This window comes from Acinetobacter sp. UC24323, assembly GCF_024151445.1.
In the GTDB taxonomy this organism is placed as follows: domain Bacteria; phylum Pseudomonadota; class Gammaproteobacteria; order Pseudomonadales; family Moraxellaceae; genus Acinetobacter; species Acinetobacter baumannii.
In genome coordinates, this window is the sequence record NZ_JAHIBY010000002.1 from 198918 (window position 1) to 221324 (window position 22407).

Genomic DNA, 22407 nt, shown 5'->3' on the forward strand with positions numbered 1-22407 from the left:
GCAATACTTGCAACATGTTACATCGGGTTTATTTATATCCCTTCGAGTCTCAAATAAGCCAATATTAAATTCATAAGAATGAATGATTGGTGAGTTTATGGCCTAAAGGATCTGATTTTCCCTATTGCTTATATGAAAATTCTTAAGGTTGAATTACATGTTTGTTCGCTCATTACTCGCTATGAGTTTAAGTTGTATTATTGCTAATGTTGCTTTGGCTGCGTCAACAACTGAGCAACCACTGAATCCTAATAAAGTATCTGCTCCTGTAGAAGATCCGATTGATCCGCTTGCTGTAGATGCTGCTTCAACTGTTAAAGCTCAAACTCAAGCTCAAGCCCAGACACAGATTACAGCTCAAGAACAAAATGACTTAAATCGAGCGTCTACAACATTACAAAATTTACAAAAAGCTGAAGATCCAAATGCCGATTCAGGTATTGCTGCTTCAGAACCAACAGCGCCAGCTAAAACAACAACAGCATCTAAGACTGCTACTTCTGCTCCAGCCGTTTCATGGACATTAGATGGCTTAAACAATGCTGAGTGGTACGAAAATATTGGTAAAGGTCAATTACCAGTTTATGCACGTGCCCATGTCATGCTAAACAATGCGCATGCTTCACCGGGTGCAATTGATGGCATGAGCGGTAAAAACACATTAAAAGCAATTGCATCTTTCCAGCAAATGAATGGTTTATCTCCTACTGGCGAGTTAACTAAAGAAACTTGGGATGCGCTTGTTGCTAAACAAAACAAACCAGCATTTATTGAATACACTATTACCGATGCCGATTTAAAAGGTCCTTACGCACAATCAATTCCTTCTGACTATGCTTTACAAGCAAAAATGAAAGGTTTGTACTACACACGCGTAAGTGAAATGTTGGGCGAGAAGTTTCATATTGATGAAGCCTTCTTAAAGAAAATTAACCCGACTGCGACATTCAAAAAAGTTGGTGAAAAAATCATTGTTCCAAATGTACGCAATGACTTACCAGAAGATATTCACTTGATTATTGCGCATAAAGGTGCGAAACAGTTGTATCTGTTTAACAGCCGTAATCAAATGATTGCGTCATTTCCTGCAACAATTGGCAGTACTGATACGCCTTCTCCGACCGGTACTTACAAGGTAGTTGGTGTGGCTCGTAATCCTTGGTATAGCTACTCACCTTCTAACTTCGTACAAGGTAAAAACTTAAAACCGCTTTCTTTACCACCTGGCCCAAATGCTCCTGTAGGTAATATCTGGATTGGTTTAAGCAAAAAATCATTTGGTATTCACGGTACACCAAACCCGTCTTTAATTTCTAAAACTGCATCACACGGTTGTATCCGTTTAACGAACTGGGATGCTAATGATTTAGGTAATAAAGTACGTTCAGGCGTAACTGTTAAATTCTTAGAATAATCCTCTTAATTAAAAGAGCCTGCTTTATGCAGGCTTTTTTATTAAATTTTTTATCATAGCCCCGTGGAATATGTAGTTATTGTTTTGACTATAAAAATAAAACCAACCTAGATTTTGCTAATTACACAGCAACTTTTGTATTTAGAATATTTAACATGGTTTGCATTTTAGCTTCTGTTTCTAGCCATTCAGCTTCAGCATCTGACCCTTCAACAATCCCCGCACCAGCATATAAGCGCATTTTATTTTCACTGAGTAGACCACATCGAATTGTCACTACCCACTCACCATTACCCTCCGCATCCATCCAGCCGACTAACCCCGTGTAATAATGTCGGTCATAACCTTCATGATCTAAAATAAACTGCTTAGCAACATGAGTTGGTGAGCCACAAACTGCTGGTGTTGGATGTAATTCTAATGCAAGGTTTAAAGCATTCGGAGCCTGTTGTTTAAGCACACCTTGGAATTCTGATGATAAATGCAACATCGTTGAAGTTTCTAAAATATCTGGAAATTCAGAAACCTTAAGCTCTACACAATGAGTGGCTAAATTTCTAATAATATTTTCAACCACAATTCGATGTTCATGTTGGTCTTTCTCAGAATGATTTAATTCTTGTTGGCTGACGAAATTTTTTTCAGAAATTTGAGATTTAGGACGAGAGCCAGCCAAAGGATTACTGGTTACAATACGCCCTTGTTTTGATAAAAGCAGTTCAGGACTTGCGCCTAGAATATAATTATTATGTTCGACTGGAATCACAAAATTATAAGCATTTGGATTTTGCTTTAATAAAGCAGCCAATAAATTTTCTGGCTCTTGATGACGGTTAAACTCATATTCAACAGCCTGAGAGAGAACAACTTTTTCTACCTTCTTTTTCTCAAAAGCATCTAAAGCTAGCTGTACTGTACCTTCAAATTTTTGTCGTTGAATGAGTAATGATTTATTAATTATTTCAATGTTATTACGATTTTTTAATGAATTAATCGTAGAAGATGCTTGTGTTATTTTTTTATGATCAGCATAAAAATTTAAGCTACTTTTCTTTGTAATATCAAAAGGTATAGCACCAATTAAAACTGGATTTTGATGACCTTGCTTTTTAATTTCTTCAAAGCATTTTGCAATCTCTTCATTCAATAGTGCGGTATTTGCTGCAGGTGTATTTAATGTTTTAACGAATTCGTTGACCTCGAGATAATAATTCTTCGTAGAAAAACATGAAAATTTCTTTTGACCGATATGATCTAAATTTTGCTCTACTGATATTTGAGTCTGCATCATCTGTATATCACCTCTCACATTGATTTTTTTCAAGCAAATTCTGTAGTACTTCTTTTTAAATATAAGGATATAAAAATACTGAAACACACATTAATGCAAATGATTATTATTATCAATAAAAAATTTAGTTTTCAATGCAAGAAATTGTAATTATCTCGTTATTTGTATGAAAAAAATAAACTTTAACCTCTAGAGTTATCTCGATTAAACTTTCTTGTCTAAGGTAAAAATAAAGAAACGCGCCATCTAGCGCTTTAAATTTTATATTCTTAAAATCAATAATTTGCTTATATTTTAAATAAAATGCCTTAATGATACTTTCTTTAGCGGAGAATATTATCAAATATAAATATGCTTGATCTTTTAGTAGCTTTTCAATTTCTGCTTGCTCGTTTTTATTGAGAAAAACATCATAAAATTCATCTTTCTTTTGAAAAAAAATATAATGTTTTTGAGACTCTATATCGATTCCAAATATTTTTTCTTTAGGTGTGTTATTTCTAGCATATGCGATGGCATAACATGATTTTTTTGATCCAACATGGCTAATCCCCCCCATCACCCCTTCGGGCCATAGGGGTTCCCCATGTCTACCTTGATAGACAATAGAATCTTGTAAGTTAAAGCTTTGTAATGCATATTTTGCTGCTAAGCGCCCCGTCAAGAACTCTAATTGACGAATGAAGCGTGAGCTTTTTATATTCGGTGGAAGAAATATATTCAGCTCCTGATAGATATGATCAAGCTGAGGTATTTCTTTGATTTGGCTGAGCTGGACCTTATGTATATCTATCCCGAAAGCTGTTAGCTTTTCATATTGAATATTTATTTCATCCAGACATGAATTAGCCCCTCTACTTAGCTGCTTCTTCGTATTCATAGCATGGACTTTATTCAATATTCACGGTCAATGTTTCAACGATGGCAGCAATATTTTCAAGCATCTTTACTCGAGTCTCGGGATTGAGAAAGTAGAAATGGTCCCCTTCAAACTCAATGCTTCCTAACCAATTTTCTGTGTGTTGTTGCCATGCATCCATCATTCTTTTGTTAGGAATATCAGGGTCCTGTTTGCCATAAAATGCAACGATCGGAACCTCAGTCTTATGAATCTTCTCGCTAAGTAATTGATCACTAAGATAGAAGTCGTTACGAATGATTTTGAGAAAGAATGTGAGTGCTTCCTGATTATTTAAAATTTCGTCAGGAAAATTATTGTATCGCTTTAATTCATCAATAATTTTTTCATCAGTTAGCTCATGCTTGTACCGCATATGTTGAATATAGTGGTGCTCAGGTCGGCTACTTATAACAATTAATCTTAACTGATCAATTATGGGTTTTTCATTCAAATAATTGAGTACTTTCCAAATCAAGCCACCTCCTACACTATGTCCAAATAAAATAAATGGTGTGTCTGAGTAAGCTTGTATTTTATTGGCAATTTGCATAGCCAATAGATCAGGATCATCAATCAATGGTTCATTTATTTTTATACCATGACCCGAATATTCAATAGGAATAATACGAATATTGTCAGAGATCTGCTTTTTCCATGGATGATAAATACTCACGCTACTCCCCGCAGGCGGTAAACAGAACATATTATATTGATGTTTATTCACTTAAGAATTCTCCAAATATTAAGCATTTTTCTTTCATAAAAAATGCTTAAATCAGGTTTCTGCTCTATTTTTTAAACAGAAATTGAAGCTAAATTGATAGTTTGAGTCGGTTGCCAAATGGCTGAATCACGATGCGTCACAAAAATAACCGTAGAAGAAAGAGCACGTATCGTTGTAACAATTTCCTGCTCAGTCTCTTCATCCAAGGCAGAGGTTGCTTCATCAAGTATTAAAATCGGCGCATTTTTGAGTAATGCTCGGGCAATTGCGACCCGCTGACGTTCACCACCAGACAATGCGGTGCCTTGTTTACCCACCGATTGATTAATTCTTTCTGAACTACGGTCAATCATTGCCCCTAATGCGGCATCTCTTGCAGCCTTTTCTATTTCATCATCAGTTGCATCAGGTTTACCTAAACGGATATTTTCAGCCAGTGTTCCTGTGAACAAAATAGGTTCTTGTGTGACATAAGCGATATTCGAGACCAAATCTTCATATTTCATTTGATCAAGAGCTATGCCACCAAGGGTAATTTTTCCTCTTTGTGGATCATCAAACCGTGTAAGCAATTCAAGTAAAGTACTCTTACCACTACCACTTGGTCCGGTAACCCATACTCTACTCCCCAATGCGATATCGAGAGATATATTTTCAAGTGCTGGCGCATAGCTAATGCCTTGTACCGAAATATGATGGCCAGTAGGAATTTGAGGGTGTAATGGCTCAGGCAACTCAGGTGGATGGGTGATCTGATTAAAGTTGCGCAGTGCAGCAAATAAATCATTGATATGCAACCCTGCGGTAGCAAGTTCACCTAACGGCGCTGCTGCACGTCCAATTAAGACGAGTAATGCCAACACCAAAGCAGCATGATTGACTCCAGCGATCACCAGATATGTTGCCATCCCTGCAATGGGTAAAACACTTGCCAAGGTTGCAATAAAACTTGCAAATGCAGCAGCACGGTTGATCCGTACTAATGTCTCTTCTTGCTCTTCCCAACGATGTTCCAGCCTTTGAACCGCACGTTCTGGTCCCGCGGCTGTGCGTAATAACTCAACATGATCAACCAATTCCAACGTTGCTTGTGAAGCAGCTAAATCGGCAGTATTACGTTTTTTATCAATATGCATGAGTGCACGTTGTGCTAGGAATTGAGCAAATAAAGAGAGTAAAAGTAAGCCTAAAGCGACAAATGCTACGCCTGCTCCGGCAAGCAGGCCTATTCCTATTGTGAGAAATAAAGGCATAAAAGGCGCATGTAAAAAGGTTTGCAATTGATGAGCAGGGATACTCATAAATCCAGGAATTCCCTGTCCAGCAATTGTCTTAATCTGAGCACGCTGTTCATTGGTAAACCAAGAGAGCTTAGCACGAGCTAAAGATTTGCCTAACTCAGCAAATAGGTCTCCTGCTAAACGCACACCAGTAAGGAAGCCAGCACGAGTGACTATAACTGTCACTAATATTGCTGCAATTGCACTGATGAGAACCCAGCTTGGTGACCATTGATTGACAATTGCAAATGCCAATACGGTATATGCGATTGCTTCAATTGCTGCAACAATGATCCATCCGATACCAACAATAATTAATTTTTGTTTGGCTGCACGAGGAAGCATCGAAAAAATCTGATCTTTATTTAATTTAGCAGCAGTATTCATAAAGATTTCCCTGAATCAGTTGGGCCGTTAAGCACTAACCTGCTGTCGGCATGAGCAGCTAAGGCAAGATCATGAGTGACCATGACGATAGTTCTATTCTGGTTTTTAGCTAAGTGGTTTAATTCCAATATTATTTTTGTCGCATTGGTCTGGTCGAGTGCGCTCGTTGGCTCATCTAATAAAATAATAGGAGCTGAGGATAAAAACGCACGCGCTATTCCTAGGCGCTGTTTTTCACCGCCTGAAAGTAAAGTTGCATCTGCATTTAAATCTACTTTTAGTTGGGCCTTGAGTAATGCCTGCTCAAGTTGTGCATCATTTGCATTAATGGCAGATAAGGACAAGTTTTCTCTTACTGTGGTCGGTAATACATCTCCACCTTGTGGGATAAACAAAACCTTTTCATGCCTTAGTTTTTCATGTAATTGCAAAATATCCGTTTTTGCTAATTGAACGACACCTTCTTGCAATACGGCTAATCCAGCAAGTGCTCGCAGTAAGGTTGTTTTGCCAACTCCACTTGGTCCTGTAATTGCAGTCATTGAATTTTTTGGAAATGAATAACTTAATCGATCCAATACTTTTTGATTTTCAATTGCAAAGCTTGCATTCACTATTTCAAGTGTTACATCTCCCTCAATCTGTTGTAGATTGCCCGATGAGAGTACTGGCTCTTTTAAGAATGCCGATAAACGACTAGCTGCAGCTCGCCCAGCAGCGACATAATCAAGACCATGCCCTAAACGTAGTGAAGGTGTCACGATGGCCAAACTAAAGAAAAGTGTTGCAGCCAAGGTCATGCTGTCGTATTGATAAGCTACAAAATAGGCTATGGCAAAGGTTGCAACAGCTTGTAGTAAGGCAGTGGCAACAGCAGCGAGTGTTGCGACTTTACTCACCCAAGACACCATATTTTGAGTGAAATTTTGTGCTGATTGAGTATAGGCTGTTAAAGCACCAGATTGTTGCCCATATATTCGATTATCACGAATGCCGCGCGCATAATCATCAGCAGAACCAATAATATCTAACATGACCTGCATACGTGCAGCGCCATCCCGTTTTGATACATGGGGAACAATAATTAAATAATAGAGTGAAGCAATTGCACCCGGTAATAATACCCAAAGAGCCATCGGGCCAACCAACACAACTAATAAAACAATAGAAACTAAAGGGATTACAGCAAAAATCGCAATTTCCGACGGTAAATGTGCCACCATATGGTGTAAGGTTGCGATATCGTCTGAAACCAGTCGTTTTAAGCTTTGGTCACCCTGTTTTGATAGGGTTGTGGTCGGTAACCGAATTAAATGATGAGCAATTTGACGACGTAATCGTGCCGAAAATCCGGCCTCTGCATCATGCACTAACCATGAAGCTAGTGCTGCCAATGCCGCCCCGACTATCCAAAAAACCGCTGAAAAGATCACCCAATAAGAAGATAAATAACCAATCAACTGAATCATGCCCCACAAGGCAGTTAAAATGGCTAAACCAGAAAATACGGCAGCAAGCGTTCCTGCAAATAATTTAGGAAATGCTGGCTTGAGTGCAGGTGCCAAGGAAGAGTCTGTCATCAGATGAGATAACTTTAAATCAGACATGCTTATCTCTCTTTATATTCATAAAAAAAGCGGTACTTAAAATAAAATCTCGCTTCAATTGACCAGCAAGAATTGCCATTTTCGGCTTTAAAAAAGCAGGAATAAGAAAATCATATAAAAAGTATTTTTTTAAAAACTTTAATTGCATCAAAAACTTCCTAACCACCCTATCAAAATATTTTTAGATCATTTTCTAGACTGTAAAAATTAATATGGATTTGTCTAAATCATCTTGGTTGATATGACTAAAAGCCAACTGTACGTTTAGAGGCACCTTGTAAATCAAAAATAACGTCGTCAATTAAGCTATCAATCTGACGTGTATCTCGGTGATGTGCCGTAGTAATTAAATGAGCCATATTTCCAGAGGTTGCCAGATAATGCTTTTTCCAGATGTGCTCAGAAGGACACGGAAATACCACAGTAATTGAATTCGGATTTCGCCAAGCAGGAATGCCCACTGCCTGAAAGCGATCAACCGCGTACTGGGCCATTTTTAGGCAATGCTGAATTCTCTGTCGTCTTTGTAAATTAGTTTGGCTACGTATTGCCGCCCACATCAGCAAGACGGTATGACCATTACGAGAACCGCTAATGGTTTGATCACGTGTAGAGATATAGTCAACATCTACTGATATACGCTCTACATTTTGGCGTTTGGCCACAACAATGCCACACGGAATCGGTGAGCCAATCATTTTATGACCAGACACACAGATTGAGTCGATACCATGAGCAAAGGAAAACGCTTGAGGATGATCAACAAAAGGTAAAATCATGCCACTTAAGGCAGCGTCGGCATGAATATAATAATCTCGGCGCATGATTCCGATTTGCGCTAAGCGCTCTTGAATCATTTCAATATCATCAATTGCGCCGGTCATGGTCGTACCAATATTTGCAAAAATAATGGGGTGACTTTCTTTATTGGTTTTTATTTTATGGATTAAATCATCGTAGTCGATTTCACCATTATCCAATGATTCGATCACACAAGATTTCATCTGCAATAATTTGGCGATTTTTCCCACCGAATAGTGCGTATCTTTTGAGTAATATAATGTGGAATCAGGAAATAGCTCACGCGCCAGATAACAGCCAAACATATTACCTTCTGTGCCACCATTGGTTACGTATCCCCAGCTTTCTTCAAAGGGAATTTGAAAAATTTCAGCAAAATACGCCATCACATCTTTTTCAAAATCAAAAGAATTCAATGCGTAATTACTATAGTCTTTCCAATCACCACAATTATTAATAGAGAATTTGAAAAAACGGAATAAAGCAGAATAATCAAAATCTGCAGATTCAGGATATCCAATATTGAAGTATTGATGTTTTAAACAATAATTCCAGAACGTCTCTATTCTCTCTTGATCAGCAGGCGATAAAATCATTTTTTGCTCCGTTAATATGACGATTACAAGTCGTCTAAGGAGTCGCTATCAAAGATATAAATTTTATGTATAAATTTAGCGACCAGGATTTGTCGTATGCCTTATGATGGCAACCCTCTACCCTGCAATCCTTTGCCGTGCATCAACCAATGACCACCAATTTGATAAAGTGGGTGTGCGTCCTAATTCTTCAAAACTAATATTGATTCCCTGCGCTTTGAGTTCCGAAGAAAACTGCATAATTCGTAATGAGTCCAATCCATAAAGAATCAGATTCTCTTCTGGATCTAATTCATCTTCTTCAATAAGCTGCTGGACCTTTTGCTCTAACCAAGGTCGTGTAACGCCTGTTGCCACCTGCCCCACTACAGATTCGGTATCCACAACTTGACCGCAACGTGAAGATACATATTTCAAAGCTAAGCGGTGTTCTTCTTCTGAAAAATCAGCAACTGCATCCCCAACCAGAAAGGGTTGTATGTCACTCATAAAAGCTTCAATTGCCGTAACCATACAACCGATATGAGCATAGACACCGCCAATAATGAGCTGATCACGATTCCAGTTTTGCATTCTTTCAAGCAAATCCGAACGTTTAAACGCGCTATAACGCCATTTCGTTAAGACAATGTCATGTTCAGCAGGAGAAAGTTGATCAATAATTTTTTGCTGATCGATTGTTGAGGCTGGCAAACCCGGCCCCCACATGGCATTCAGTAATGCACGATCTGCCGCTGGCTGTTCATAAGGCTGTGCTGTATAGACAACAGGAACATTGTTCTGATGTGCCCAAGTTCTTAGTTGAACTAAATGATTAACAACCGTCTTAATTAATTCACTTTCAGCATCGTAAAAATTTAAAAAGTAACGCTGCATATCATGAATTAATAAAACTGCTCGAGAAGGATCTAATTGCCATTCTGTTTTATTATTTGGATAACTCTCTCTTTTGGGCATGAGATAAGTGGAAATTTTTGCAATAGCCATATGCTGCTCAATATTTATTAATTAAGATGTTGTAGATGTATTTAAAATGCTGCGAAGTTGTTTTTTGTCCACCTTACCGACTGCGGTCAGTGGCAAACATTCGATTAATTTGATCTGGTCTGGAAGCTTATATTGTGCAATACCCAACTCCATGAGATGGCGTCTGAGCACAACAGCTTTAAGTTCAGGATTACGAGAAACAATAAAGGCACAACTCTTTTCACCGAATTGTTCATCAACAATTGCGACTAAAGCTGCGTGCATAACTTCCGGATGTAGAAGAATAAGTTTTTCTATTTCTTCCGAAGCAATCTTTTCACCACCACGGTTAATCTGGTCTTTAATTCTTCCTACTACACATAAATTACCATCAGGGGTACGCTGCACGAGATCGCCCGAATAGTAATAGTTGTCCTCATCAAAGACCTGTGAATTATGTTCAGGGCTTTGGTAATAACCACAGAAGGTATAAGGCCCCCGAGTCGCAAGCATTCCTATTTCACCTTCCGGAACTTCTTTATACTGCTCATCTAAAATTTTGATTTCATCATCAGAACTGATAGGACGCCCTTGTGTCGTAAATATTTGCTCATCGGAGTCATTTAGTCTGGTGTAATTGACCAAGCCTTCGGCCATTCCAAATACTTGTTGTAATTTACAATTGAGGATTTCAGGAACTTGACGAGCTAAAGATTCAGGGAAACTTGCTCCACCTACTTGAAGCAACTTTAAAGACTGGATTTGATCTTTATATTGCGCTGCTTTTTCTAGCCACATAATGACAGCACTCGGCACTAAAGATGCCATATTGACTTGATGTCTTTGAATAATAGAAAAACAATTGAGCGGTTCAGGATTTGGTGCCATCACAACACATCCACCTGCATGTAAAACGCCTAATGCACCGGGTGAACTCAACATAAAGTTATGCGGAGCTGGCAGAGCACACAATAACCGAGTATTCGAGTTTAAACCGCAAATCTCGGCACTGGCTCGCACACTATAGTCATAGTCATTATGCGTGCGTGGAATAAGTTTTGGTGTTCCCGTACTTCCACCTGACAACTGAAAGAAAGCAACTTCATCAGCAGGTGTAGATGAAAAATCGACTAAGGTCTCTGCTGGTGTTTCAATCCAGTCTAATAGTCCGAAATCGGTAGCTTGATGATTGAGCATCAAAATAATTTCAGGACTTAAATTTACTTCATGAAGTGAGTCAATAAATTGATTATTGCTAAAGACTTCATGCTGACGCGAACCAATTAAAAGCTTAGGTTGAATCTGTTTAATGAAGGCATTTAGTTCATATTGGCGATGGCTATATAGCGCATTGAGCACAACCACGCCTGCTTTAAGCAAGGCAAAAAAGACAATATAAAACTCCGCAACATTGGGAAGTTGTACTAAAGCAGTATCACCCTTGCCCAAGCCTTTTTCAGCTAGTCGAGTAGCTAAATTTGTTGATAGCCGGTCCAGCTCGATATAACTCAACTGACGCTCACCACAAATAATTGCCGGTGAATGCGGATGCGATTGAACCCCTACCGTTAAAATGCGCGTCAAAGGTTGGTCAATCCAATAACCTTTATTTCGATAGTGTTGCGCTCTCTCGGGAGACCAGCGAACAAACTCAATCAACTGTTTTTTCATGACATTCTAAATATTCAATTTAATTTAATGGTTATCAAGCTATTGATTCTTGATAAATTTTCTTACATATCGGCATAAATATTTAATTTGAATACCGACTAAAGAAAACTCTTAAGACGGACAAGCTATATATTCACAGCAAAATTGGAAATGATTAACAAATGCAACTGGTAATCATTTTCATTTGTTTGTATGATGCTGAAACAAGATTAATTTGTCAACCGAGTTATCGTTCAATGTGTGAATTAACTTCGATGCAAGCGGCCTGCTGGTTTGGTCGCTCTGGCAACGCAACGTTAGGTGGGGTTGCTGCCCACCTCTATGCAGAATTTGACGGTCAATTTATTGATCTACAAAAATTACATTTAGCACTTCAACGACTTTATAAAGAACACCCTATTTTGAGATTAAGTTTGAGTGCCGATGGCATCGCAAACATCATGTCTGAGAAGACTCAACAGATATTAGAAGTCGATGATTTTTCAAAACTTAACGATCATCAAATTGAGCAAATGCTCATGCAAAAACGGGAGCAATGGACCCATCAAAAACTTGATTTAAGTCAGGGCCAGACTGCAAGATTTTCTATAAGTGTTCTTAAAAATAATATTTTTCGTTTTCATGTAGATGCGGACATGATTGCTATAGATCCGTCCAGCTTCTTGAATTTAATGGAAGATCTTTCTTTGTTTTATGAAGACCCAGAAATATTATTCTCCCGTCCGCCTAATTTTTTTGACTGGTATCAAAAAATACGGACGGACCCAGACCTAAAAAAATTAAACCAACGAGACCGCTTATGGTGGAAACAACGTCTGCCTCATATTAGCCCTGCTCCGTCTCTACCTTTCATTCATCAAGAATTCAAAACAGCAAAAAGTGATCGTTTAAGTACGTGGTTATCGCCAAAAGAACGAAAATCATTACAACAACTTGCTAGAAAACAACATATTACTGTAACTAACCTGATATTAGGTTTATTTGCCTATACGCTTGGTCATGCAACCAAAGATCACAGCTTCCGATTAAATATTCCTACTTTTTGGCGCGAACCGGTTTTAAAAAATGTCGAAGGCACTATTGGTGATTTTGCTAATTTAGCCATCCTTGATGTCGATATGAAAGAGGCAACTACCTTATCCGCATTCTGCAAACAAATAGCAAATCAAATGCTTGAGTTATTAGAGCATTCACATTATTCGGGTGTTAATGTTCTACGTGACCTATCCCGTTATCATGGTAGTGCACAGATTGCTCCCGTGGTATTTACAGCGGCACTCGACTTAGAAAACGATAATTTGCTTTCCGAACGTGTTCGCCGTGTTTTTGGGTCAATGAATTGGGTCATTTCACAAGGGCCGCAAGTTGCACTTGATGCACAAGTTGCTCAAGTAGATGACGGTATTTTAGTTAATTGGGACATCCGTTTAGATGCTCTACCCAAAGAATGGATCACGAATTTATTTGAATCTTTCATTCATTTACTTAAAAATCTTGCCGCACATCCTGAGCAACTTAATACACAAATTATAAACTCAGCACAAAATGCCTCGTCAGATCGTACGTCTCAAAAACCATTAAATGCATTACAACAAGCCTACCTATTAGGTCGAACTCAAGCCCTTCCTTTAGGTGGTGTTGCCATGCAAGAGTTTAGGCAGTATCACGGCAAAATGGATATTGTTTTATTAAGACAACGATTGGCAGAAATGGTATGGCGGCATGACAGCTTACGAACCTATATTGATAAAAATAGGTTAGTACAATATGTAAGCGATCAAGTGAGTGTCAATTTAAAAGAAATAGACCTAACTACATGGGAACCTGAACGTGCTTCTCACCACATCCAGTCCTATAAAAAGAGTTATACGCATGAGCTATTTGATTTAAATCAGTCGCCTTGGAATATCACCGTATTTTTATTAAAAAATAATTTATTAACGATTTTTGTCCGCTTTGATGCATTGATTTTAGATGGCCGATCTATAGCTTCACTTATGTTAGAGCTGTTTGATGGACAACAACATGATATCCAAACACAAATAGAAAAAAATGAAGTTGAAAATAGCTTATCTGTTCATCACACAGATATGGCTTACTGGGAAAGAAAATTTTCTAAATTATCGGCTATTCCTACGCTTCCGTGGAAAACACCCTTACAGCATTTACCGACTTCACGTTACCAACGTAATAGTCTGGTTATAGAAAAAGCTCAATTTAAACAGTTGTCTAAAATTGGCGCAAAACATTCACTGTTTAAAAACTCAATCATCATGGCGATTATTTTGGAAGTGCTATCTCATTGGAGCACGGACAAATCTCTATGCGTTGCTGTCCCTACACTTCCCCTCTATGCCGGACCATTTTCCAATAGCTCTACGTTTATTGCTGTTGAGTGGAAAACTTCAGATCAATTTGCTGAACAAGCAAACCGTTTGCAAACTGAAGTTTTAGAGGGTTTACAGCATCTTTCCTTTTCAGGCGTTGATCTCGCTCGACTATTATTTGAAAAAGTTGGCACTGCTCCAGTATTGCCGATTGTAATTACAAATGGTTTGTCATGGCCTGTATTATCTGAATCTCACCCTATTCAGCAACTAGATGGACTGACCCAAACCCCTCAAGTTGCAATTGATATTCGCTTTAGCACAAGAAATGACGGCGCTTTAATTTTCGATATTGATTATGCCCAAGAAGCATTCCCACCCAACATGATTGACGATTTCTTGGATGCACTACAATTGGCAATCAAGCAAATTATTGACTCAGAAATATTCAGTTTTGATCTCAGCAATTTTTTCTGTGAGCTTCAAAATAAACGACTATATTTCAAGAATAATGAGTCCGATCATTCATCTATACCACTTGAAGATAATGCTAAACAGCAAAATCAACTACTTGACATTTACTTAGAAGTGATAGGCCACACGCCAAATATGGAAGTGGACAACTCAACTCATTTTACTCATCTCGGGCTACGTCCACATCATTTAAAGGTTGTTTCAAAACGTATTAATGAAGCATACGCGATTCAGCTCTCACCTGTTCAACTTATTCAATGTCGCAATATTGCTGATGTAGAGAAACTACTAACACCACATTAATTCGTATTTTGAACTTTCATCATTTTGGAAACAGATAAAGTATAAACATGAAAAAAATAGATATTACCGGAATTGGTATTGGGCCATTCAACTTAGGTTTAGCTGCTCTTTTGTCTCATCATCCCGAAATCAAAAGCGTATTTTTAGAACGCAAACCAGAATTTCGATGGCATGAAGGGTTGCTATTGCAAGGTACGACATTACAAGTTCCTTTCTTTGCCGACTTGGTTACTATGGCCAATCCTTGCCATCCCTTAGGCTATATTAATTATTTACATCAACATGATCGCTTGCATCAGTTTTATTATTACGACAGTTTTTTAATTCCACGCCGTGAATATGACCATTATTGCCGTTGGGCTTCAAAACAATTACCGGATTGTCGATTTGGAGAAAACGTAAGCCATGTGGAATATAACGCCAAGCTGGATAAATTTATTATAGAAAGTGAATCAGCCTCAGGCGAAAAACAAAAATATATAAGCCAAAATCTGGCGATTGGTATTGGGACTAAACCTCGAATTCCTACGTGGCTTGAAACATGCAAACACCCTTTAGTAAAACATTCTGCAGAGTTTGCAAAAATTCAGGAACAACTTAAACAATGTAAACAAGTCACGGTTATTGGCTCAGGCCAGAGTGCAGCAGAATGTGTACTTGCTTTATTTAATTCACTTACACCAGAACAAGTAAAAGCAGGTGCATCTATTCGTTGGATCACACGTTCTGCCGGCTTTCACCCAATGGAATATTCTAAACTTGGGCAAGAATGTTTTACCCCTGCATATATGCAATATTTCCAAAGCCTGCCTAGAGATAAACGCCGCGATATTGCTGCTAGTCAGGGCCTGATCTATAAAGGGATTAGCTTCTCAACCATTGGCGATATATATGATGTGCTTTATGAGCGTTCAGTGGCTGGTGAAAAAACCGGTTTAAGCCTATACACAAGCTGTGAAGTTGAATCGGTTGAACAACTTGAATCGGGTTCTCTGCGTTTAACCTGTTTGCACACCCAACTCGATCAACGTTGCGAATTAGAAACTGATGCCCTTGTCGCAGCTACAGGCTATGTTCATGATTGGCCTGAATGGTTCCAAAATATGAAGGGCTCTATTTTAGCTGTTGATGATAAAAATGATTGTATTGTTCAAGAAGACTTTACGGCTTTACGTTGTGATCAGGGACAAGGTCGAATTTTCATTCAAAATGCCGAGATTTTTCAGCAAGGCGTTGGTTCTCCTGACTTAGGGATCGGAGCAACTCGAAACTCAGTCATTATTAATCAATTACTAGGACGTAATGCTTATCGAATTCCTAAACAGTCTTCTTTCCAGCACTATGGTTTGCCAGAATAAAATACGAATATCATAAAAAACCCGCGATTGCGGGTTTTTTATTCGGTTGAAGATTACAACAAATTAAAAGTCATATGATACAGATAGCATATACGTTCTTGGTGCGCCTAAAGCCAAATTCGATAGTTTAGGCATTCCCCAATAGGCTTTATTCATCAAGTTATTGATGTCTGCTCTAAAAGTAATAGGATGATTTGAGATTGAAGTTTTATATCGTGCACCGACATCTATCAGCGTACGTCCAGGAATATGCAATGTATTTTCTTGATCGATATACTGTTTCGAAACTGCGGTTGCATTGCTAGATAAAGTTAAAACGCCTTGTGCAACTTCATTATCCCATTCAACACCTAATTTCCCTTGTGTTTTAGGGACACCTACGGCCATATTTCCTTCATTGCTTTGGATGGCTGTTTTAGTCACTTCAGATTCAATATAAGATGCACCGCCCATCAAACGTACATTTTCAATTGGTGATCCAAAGAAACTCCATTCAATCCCTCGATTACGTTGCTCTCCCCCAGACGTATATATATTAGTTACTAAATCAGTGTAAGCACTTGGTTTTTTGATTTCAAACAATGACAAGGTATGCGCAAATGTACCTTGATCAAACTTCACCCCAAATTCTGTTTGCTTTGTTTTGTAAGGTGCAAATATTGTTGGATAGTTTGCCGCAGTAAGGGGGGCTGCATCACCTTTGGTTAAGCCCTCGATATAGTTTGCATAAATCGAAACTTTATCTGTCGCTTTAAATAGAATTGCGGCGCCTGGTGTCGTTGCATTCTTTTTATATTTAGTCAAAGTCGATGTCGGCACAAATAAATTACTACTTTCTACCTCTTGATAACGTACACCTAAAGTTAACTGTAAGCGATCTTCAATAAAAGATAGGGTATCCGCCAAACCGTAACTATTTAATTGCAATTCAGAATTAGATATTAGGGGTGCATTAAAAGGGACAGCTTTCCCCCAAATTGGATCATAAAGATTAGTCGTCCATTCAGCTCCTGCCACATTTCTTACCCCATAATCATCTTGATTATGTTTGTAATATGTCGCATTGACTACCCATTGATGTCCTACTGCTCCTGTATTAAATTTTCCTTTCAGCCCTACATCTGCCGACTTTTTATCAACATTAAATGCCAGTTGACCAATACTTGTTTGGAAGGTTCCAGTGTTATCTAAAACAGTTGCTGACATCGCACCATTATATTTATATTCTGTTTTACTTTGTCCATAGGTTGCGTACCCCATCACGTTATTGGTCAGATCATATTCACCGCGTATCATGGCGCCCTTATCTTGAATGTCCACAAAAGACCAATCTGGATTGAGTAAGGTATCTGCTTTCGGCGGTTTCGGAATCGCGATATCTTTTCCGAGGTTGATGCCTCGTGTTACGCCATCCACTCGATCTTTGGATGTGTAAAGATCTGTCGAAACACGTGCACGATCACCATGCCAATCCATTCCTAATGAAAATAACTCAGTTTTCAAATCCTGTTTTTCTACTGGTCCAGAGCCATCCCGATATACCGCATTTGCTCGCACACCGAATTCCTTGTCCGCACCAAATCGTCGTCCAACATCTAAATGCCCACCAAACTGAGAGTCAGACATATATGTCGTAGTCAAACGTGTTAATGGTTCATCCGTTGCACGTTTGGTAGTGAGATCAACTGTCCCACCAATGGAACCTGTTGGTGGCATTCCATTGAGTAATGCAGAAGGACCTTTAAGTACATTTATTTTTTCAAACATTTCAGGTGAAGTTCGATAATAAGGGGTTATACCAAACAATCCATTCATAGACATATCACTCGGGCTCGACTCAAAGCCACGAATATAATAGTTTTCACTCCAGCCACCACTTGCCGCATTGGTGAACACGGATGGATCTGTTTTCGCAATCACACTTGTTATATCTTTTGCCTGTTTATCGGCGATATATGTATCTGTATACGCAATGGTATTAAACGGGGTTTCCATAACGGTTTTATTACCTAAAAAGCCAACTGAGCTTTTCGACGAAACCTGCCCTCCCGCATAAGTATCATCTTGTTCAGCTTTTACGGTAATTGCGGGTAAAGCTGCTACATTTGTTTGAACAGCCTGTTGTTGTTCTAGAGTTTTTGTTGAATTATCAATAACAGCAGCATAGGTGTTTGATGCACATAGAACAAATAAGGTGCCTAATGCATAGCCTAATCGAAGGGCCATTTGTGCAGATGCAACACCATTTAATACAAAAGAACGGTGATTAATTCTTTGATCATTCCCAGTTTTAAAATTACGGTTATCGCTAACGTTGTTCATTGAAAGACCTTTAATGTTGTGATTCATTTTTATTAACTATCTGCTTAAAATTCATAGCAAAATAGTGAAAATTTATGCTGTAAAATTTAACTAAGTGATGTGCCCAAAAATTTATTGATAGCCTTTTTTCACATCTTCCATCACTATTTTGAGTGAGGTTGGGCTTGCAGCCGTGGTGTACCACGCATCAGCATCGACAAAAATGACACGACCGTTTTTCCATGCTTTGGTTTGACGTAATAATGGATTTTCAACACTGGCAGCATTAATGTTTGAGCGATGTTCCATCACAGCAGTTCGGTCCACGATATAAAGAATATCGGGATCCGCTTTTTTGATGAATTCACTCGAAATAGGTTGCCCATGTAGACTTGTATCCACCACACCACTTGCAGGCTTTACCCCAAAGGCATTAAAAATAAAGCCATAGCGTGACTGAATACCAAAATTACTAAATGCCCCATTGTTATGAAGAACGACTAACGCTCTTTCTGGGCGATTGGCCGTTACGGCTTGTACTTGCTTCACTTGTTCATCAAGTTCAGAAACTTTCTGGCGGGCTAAATCTTCTTTATTAAATATTTTTCCTAAGGTCATCATATGGTCTTTAACCAGACCAATATGATTACTCTCGCTGTTGTTGAAGTTAATATCGTAATGAATGGTCGGGGCAATTTTGGACAGTTCCTGATACTGATTAACGTGTAATGGCGTCATCAAAATCAAGTCTGGCTTTAATGCATATATCCTTTCCATATTGGGCTGTACAATTGCACCCAAATCCTGAATTTGTGCATCTTTTTTATATTTTTCCAAAAAGTGTGGAACATAATCTTTTGGCATTCCTATAATCGGGACATTGAGTTGATCTAGAAAGTCAGCTTCATTCATATCAAGTACGGCAACGCGTTGCGGTAAATGATCTATCACCGTAGTTCCAAGTGCATGTTTCACCGTAATCGGTTCTGCTAGCTTCTGAGAAGCTTGAGTGTTATCTGCAACTTTTTGATCACATGCTTGTAGAGTGATAGCTGCCGCTATGATTAGGGCTACTCCCCCATACTTTTTCTTCCAGTTCATATGTATTCAAGCTCCAGATGAGTTGAAGTAATTACACATACAGCCACGCTCACTGTATGTAATTTCAAAATCAAGCTCGTACAGATCATTTAATTGCGCCTCTGTAATCACTTGTTCCGTTAACCCACTGAAATGAAGCTTGCCGTTCTTGAGCGCGACAATATGGTCCGAGTAATTCGTGGCAAAATTGATGTCATGAATGACTAAAATCACAGTGCGCCCTTGTTCATCACATAAGCGTCTGAGTGCACGCATAATTTGAACGGCATGTTTCATATCAAGGTTATTTAAGGGTTCATCTAATAAAAGTACGTCTGTTTGCTGGGCGATCGTCATCGCCAAAAAGGCCATTTGCCTTTGACCACCACTAATTTCATCTATGTAAGATTTGCGCAGTGGTTCTAAAGAAAGAAACTCAATAGCTTCATCAACCACCTGACGATCTTTCTCGGTTAAAACACCATGGCTATAGGGAAAGCGTCCAAATGAAACCAGCTCTTCTACGGTTAAGCGCAAATTAAAGCCGGGTGCTTGACGTAAAGTCGCGACATGCTTGGCATAAACAGCGGTTTTAATATCCGCAATATTTTGATGATTAAGAAAAATCTCTCCTTTATCCGGCTCAATTAAACGTGCCATCATCATGAGCAAAGTCGATTTTCCGGCTCCATTTGGACCAATGAGTGACGTCACCTGACCTGTAGGAAATTCAACATTTACGTCAGTCAGTATTGGCTTATTTCCATATGACTTATTGATATTCTTGACATGAATCATGCAACACCTCGGGTACGAACCGTCAGCGCAAGGAAATAAATGCCACATACCAGATTGACCAAAATGCTGACGGTCGTTTTGTAATTAAAAACGTGCTCAACTAAAATTTGAGCAGCAATAAATATGGCAATCGTGATGGCACAGCCCATAGGCAGCGTTAATTTATGCTTATAACTTCTTGCTAGCGCATAAGTAATGTTGGCAATGAATACGCCCATAAATACTGTCGGGCCAATCAGGCTGGTAGATACCGCTACCAAAATAGCAATCAGGGCTAAATAGAAACTGACATAGCGGTGATGATGAATGCCTAATGAAATGGCTTGCTCACGCCCTAAAATCAGAACATCCAAAACAGGAAGTGCTTTCCTACCAAGGAATAGAACAATGACTACGGCTAAGCTGGCATACAATAAAGTTTCTGGTTGAGAGCGATTAAAAGAAGCATAGCTAAGGCCCTGGAAAACAGAAAATTCACCAGGATTAATTTTGAGTTGAATAAATTGAGTAACCGTCCCAACGACCATCGTAAGGACTAACCCTAAAAGCAACAGGAGAAAGACATCATTTCTGCCATATGGCAATAACCACTTATGGATTACCCACGAATAAAGCAGCATTAAAACGATAGAGATAAAGAAATTACCATTTATTCCTAACTGGCTTAGTCCATGCGTTCCCCAAAAGAACAACAACAAAACTTGCCATAAGAGATAAATCGCTTCATAGCCCATAATTGAGGGAGTCAAAATACGATTACCGACCAGTGTCTGAAAAACAATCGAGGAAAAAGCAACGCAAATACCGGCTATAACAATCGTGGCAAGACGCAGAAGTCGGTTAGGAATGACGTAATCAAAATCTAGTCCTGAGTTTAAAAATAAAAAACTTATTGCTAGGCAGATGACAATCAGATAAATCATCCATAGCTTTGTAATACGCATTATCTGAACTCCCTCAAAATGAGGATGAGGAAAATAATTCCCCCCACACCACCTGCGGTAAGTCCGATTGGCACTTCAAATGGATAAATAATTGAACGACCAAGAATGTCGCAAATCAGTAATAGAGACGCCCCACCTAAAGCCACAATCGGCAAGGTTTTAGCTAAGTTTTCTCCGTATTTCAGTGCGACTAAATTGGGGACCACGAGCCCGACAAAAGGAATAGCACCAACCGTAATTACTGTGGTCGAAACTGTAATAGCAACCAGTATCAAACCAATGGCGGCTATAGCCGCATAACTGAGTCCTAAGCTAGAAGCCATCTCTTCCCCCATACCAATCACAGTAAAGCGGTGTGCAAAAAGATAAGTCAGGACAACAATCGGAAAAATAATGTAAATAACTTCATAGTGGCCTTGGACAATTTTTGAAAAATCTCCTAAAAGCCACCCTTGCATACTTTGTAAAATATTAAAGCGATAGGCATAAAACTCAGCTAAAGCGCTCAGTACACTGCCGTACATCAAACCAATTACCGGTACTAAAACCGTATTTCTAAAACGGATCCGGCGGATAATTGCGATATAAATTAAGCTGGCAATAAAACAAAAAATGATCGCAAATATCATCTTGCTCAGCGTGCTGGTTACCGGAACTAAAGTTAACGACACTAAAATTCCTAGTTTGGCAGCATCTAAACCACCCGAAGTTTCCGGTTCAACAAACTTGTTACGCACAATATGCTGCAAGATGACGCCACATACCGCCAACCCGATACCGGTAAGCACAATAGTGATTAAACGAGGGATACGGCTGGCTGTAAGAGTGAGCCAACTCTCATGAGAAAAAGAAAATAAGGTAGTCCACTGTATTGGCTCAGCCCCGAGCAATAACGAGCAAATACATAAAATGATAAAAATACAGAATAAGCCAAATCGCATCAGTGGCGTGCCCCACTTGAGCGTAATAAAGCCGATGTAAATTGCAAATTTAATCCCATCAAACCAAAGCGAGGGAAAATTTGTTCAACATTTGATGGGCTTATTAACCTTTCATGATTGAATATTCTCATGAAAATTCCTCAATTTTATCGAGACAACAGAATCAGTTCCTTTTGAATAGGCAAAATCACAGCCCTATTCTGAGGAGCGTTTTTTTCATCTTTAAATTATTTTTGCCCAACC

At 38.8% G+C, this 22407-nt stretch carries 18 protein-coding genes; 3 read left to right on the forward strand and 15 right to left on the reverse strand.

What is annotated here, in order from left to right; all coding sequences use genetic code 11:
* Window positions 1–157: 157 nt before the first annotated feature.
* The gene (locus KNQ97_RS03645; protein ID WP_253611845.1) at window positions 158–1414 is read left to right on the forward strand and encodes a L,D-transpeptidase; all 1257 of its coding nucleotides are present in this window, start codon (window positions 158–160) and stop codon (window positions 1412–1414) included.
* Between the two features lie 121 nt (window positions 1415–1535).
* Here KNQ97_RS03645 and basJ read toward each other — a convergent pair whose 3' ends face one another.
* The 9 genes from basJ to basE all read right to left on the reverse strand — a co-directional run bounded on the left by basJ (window position 1536) and on the right by basE (window position 11638).
* Window positions 1536–2705, reverse strand: a complete 1170-nt coding sequence (basJ, locus tag KNQ97_RS03650) for an acinetobactin biosynthesis isochorismate synthase BasJ (RefSeq protein ID WP_253611846.1) — start codon at window positions 2703–2705, stop codon at window positions 1536–1538.
* Window positions 2706–2829: 124 nt separating this feature from the next.
* Entirely contained in the window at window positions 2830–3585 is a 756-nt protein-coding gene (basI, locus tag KNQ97_RS03655; protein ID WP_001093097.1) for an acinetobactin biosynthesis phosphopantetheinyl transferase BasI, read from the reverse strand.
* 10 nt (window positions 3586–3595) lie between these two features.
* Complete coding sequence (gene basH, locus KNQ97_RS03660; protein ID WP_253611847.1) at window positions 3596–4330, reverse strand: acinetobactin biosynthesis thioesterase BasH; 735 nt, start codon at window positions 4328–4330, stop codon at window positions 3596–3598.
* A gap of 71 nt (window positions 4331–4401) precedes the next feature.
* The gene (gene barB, locus KNQ97_RS03665; RefSeq protein WP_253611848.1) at window positions 4402–5997 is read right to left on the reverse strand and encodes an acinetobactin export ABC transporter permease/ATP-binding subunit BarB; all 1596 of its coding nucleotides are present in this window, start codon (window positions 5995–5997) and stop codon (window positions 4402–4404) included.
* Complete coding sequence (gene barA, locus KNQ97_RS03670; protein ID WP_253611849.1) at window positions 5994–7604, reverse strand: acinetobactin export ABC transporter permease/ATP-binding subunit BarA; 1611 nt, start codon at window positions 7602–7604, stop codon at window positions 5994–5996. The genes barB and barA overlap by 4 nt, the downstream gene beginning before the upstream one ends.
* Window positions 7597–7752, reverse strand: coding sequence for a hypothetical protein (locus KNQ97_RS03675; protein ID WP_001176141.1), 156 nt, complete (start codon window positions 7750–7752; stop codon window positions 7597–7599). Before KNQ97_RS03675 ends, barA begins: the two co-directional genes overlap by 8 nt.
* 97 nt (window positions 7753–7849) lie before the next feature.
* Entirely contained in the window at window positions 7850–9001 is a 1152-nt protein-coding gene (gene basG / locus KNQ97_RS03680) for an acinetobactin biosynthesis histidine decarboxylase BasG (RefSeq protein WP_023896388.1), read from the reverse strand.
* 117 nt (window positions 9002–9118) lie between these two features.
* A complete protein-coding gene (basF, locus tag KNQ97_RS03685) occupies window positions 9119–9988 on the reverse strand; it encodes an acinetobactin biosynthesis bifunctional isochorismatase/aryl carrier protein BasF (protein WP_253611850.1) in 870 nt (289 codons plus the stop codon).
* A 21-nt stretch (window positions 9989–10009) separates the two neighbouring features.
* Window positions 10010–11638 carry a (2,3-dihydroxybenzoyl)adenylate synthase BasE gene (basE, locus tag KNQ97_RS03690; RefSeq protein WP_253611851.1) on the reverse strand — a complete coding sequence of 543 codons (1629 nt, stop codon included), beginning with the start codon at window positions 11636–11638 and terminating at the stop codon, window positions 10010–10012.
* Window positions 11639–11799: 161 nt separating this feature from the next.
* Between basE and basD the strand changes: the two genes are divergently transcribed.
* Together basD and basC are read left to right on the forward strand one after the other, a co-directional pair.
* Window positions 11800–14742 (forward strand): acinetobactin non-ribosomal peptide synthetase subunit BasD, encoded by a 2943-nt coding sequence (gene basD / locus KNQ97_RS03695; protein ID WP_253611852.1) that lies wholly within the window; start codon window positions 11800–11802, stop codon window positions 14740–14742.
* 47 nt (window positions 14743–14789) lie between these two features.
* Window positions 14790–16100: a putative histamine N-monooxygenase gene (gene basC / locus KNQ97_RS03700; protein WP_253611853.1), complete on the forward strand. Its 1311-nt coding sequence runs from the start codon at window positions 14790–14792 to the stop codon at window positions 16098–16100.
* A 63-nt stretch (window positions 16101–16163) separates the two neighbouring features.
* Here the strand turns inward: basC and bauA are convergent, their stop codons facing one another.
* The 6 genes from bauA to KNQ97_RS19210 form a co-directional block, all read right to left on the reverse strand.
* A complete protein-coding gene (gene bauA, locus KNQ97_RS03705; RefSeq protein WP_253611854.1) occupies window positions 16164–18449 on the reverse strand; it encodes a TonB-dependent siderophore receptor BauA in 2286 nt (761 codons plus the stop codon).
* An 84-nt stretch (window positions 18450–18533) separates the two neighbouring features.
* Complete coding sequence (bauB, locus tag KNQ97_RS03710) at window positions 18534–19502, reverse strand: siderophore-binding periplasmic lipoprotein BauB (RefSeq protein WP_253611855.1); 969 nt, start codon at window positions 19500–19502, stop codon at window positions 18534–18536.
* Window positions 19503–19508: 6 nt separating this feature from the next.
* A complete protein-coding gene (gene bauE / locus KNQ97_RS03715) occupies window positions 19509–20279 on the reverse strand; it encodes a ferric acinetobactin ABC transporter ATP-binding protein BauE (RefSeq protein WP_253611856.1) in 771 nt (256 codons plus the stop codon).
* Window positions 20276–21223: a ferric acinetobactin ABC transporter permease subunit BauC gene (bauC, locus tag KNQ97_RS03720; RefSeq protein ID WP_253611857.1), complete on the reverse strand. Its 948-nt coding sequence runs from the start codon at window positions 21221–21223 to the stop codon at window positions 20276–20278. The genes bauE and bauC overlap by 4 nt, the downstream gene beginning before the upstream one ends.
* Window positions 21223–22164 carry a ferric acinetobactin ABC transporter permease subunit BauD gene (bauD, locus tag KNQ97_RS03725; RefSeq protein ID WP_001210785.1) on the reverse strand — a complete coding sequence of 314 codons (942 nt, stop codon included), beginning with the start codon at window positions 22162–22164 and terminating at the stop codon, window positions 21223–21225. Before bauD ends, bauC begins: the two co-directional genes overlap by 1 nt.
* On the reverse strand, window positions 22164–22295 hold the full coding sequence (locus KNQ97_RS19210; protein ID WP_272361141.1) for a hypothetical protein: 132 nt from the start codon (window positions 22293–22295) through the stop codon (window positions 22164–22166). The genes bauD and KNQ97_RS19210 overlap by 1 nt, the downstream gene beginning before the upstream one ends.
* Between the last annotated feature and the right edge of the window lie 112 nt (window positions 22296–22407).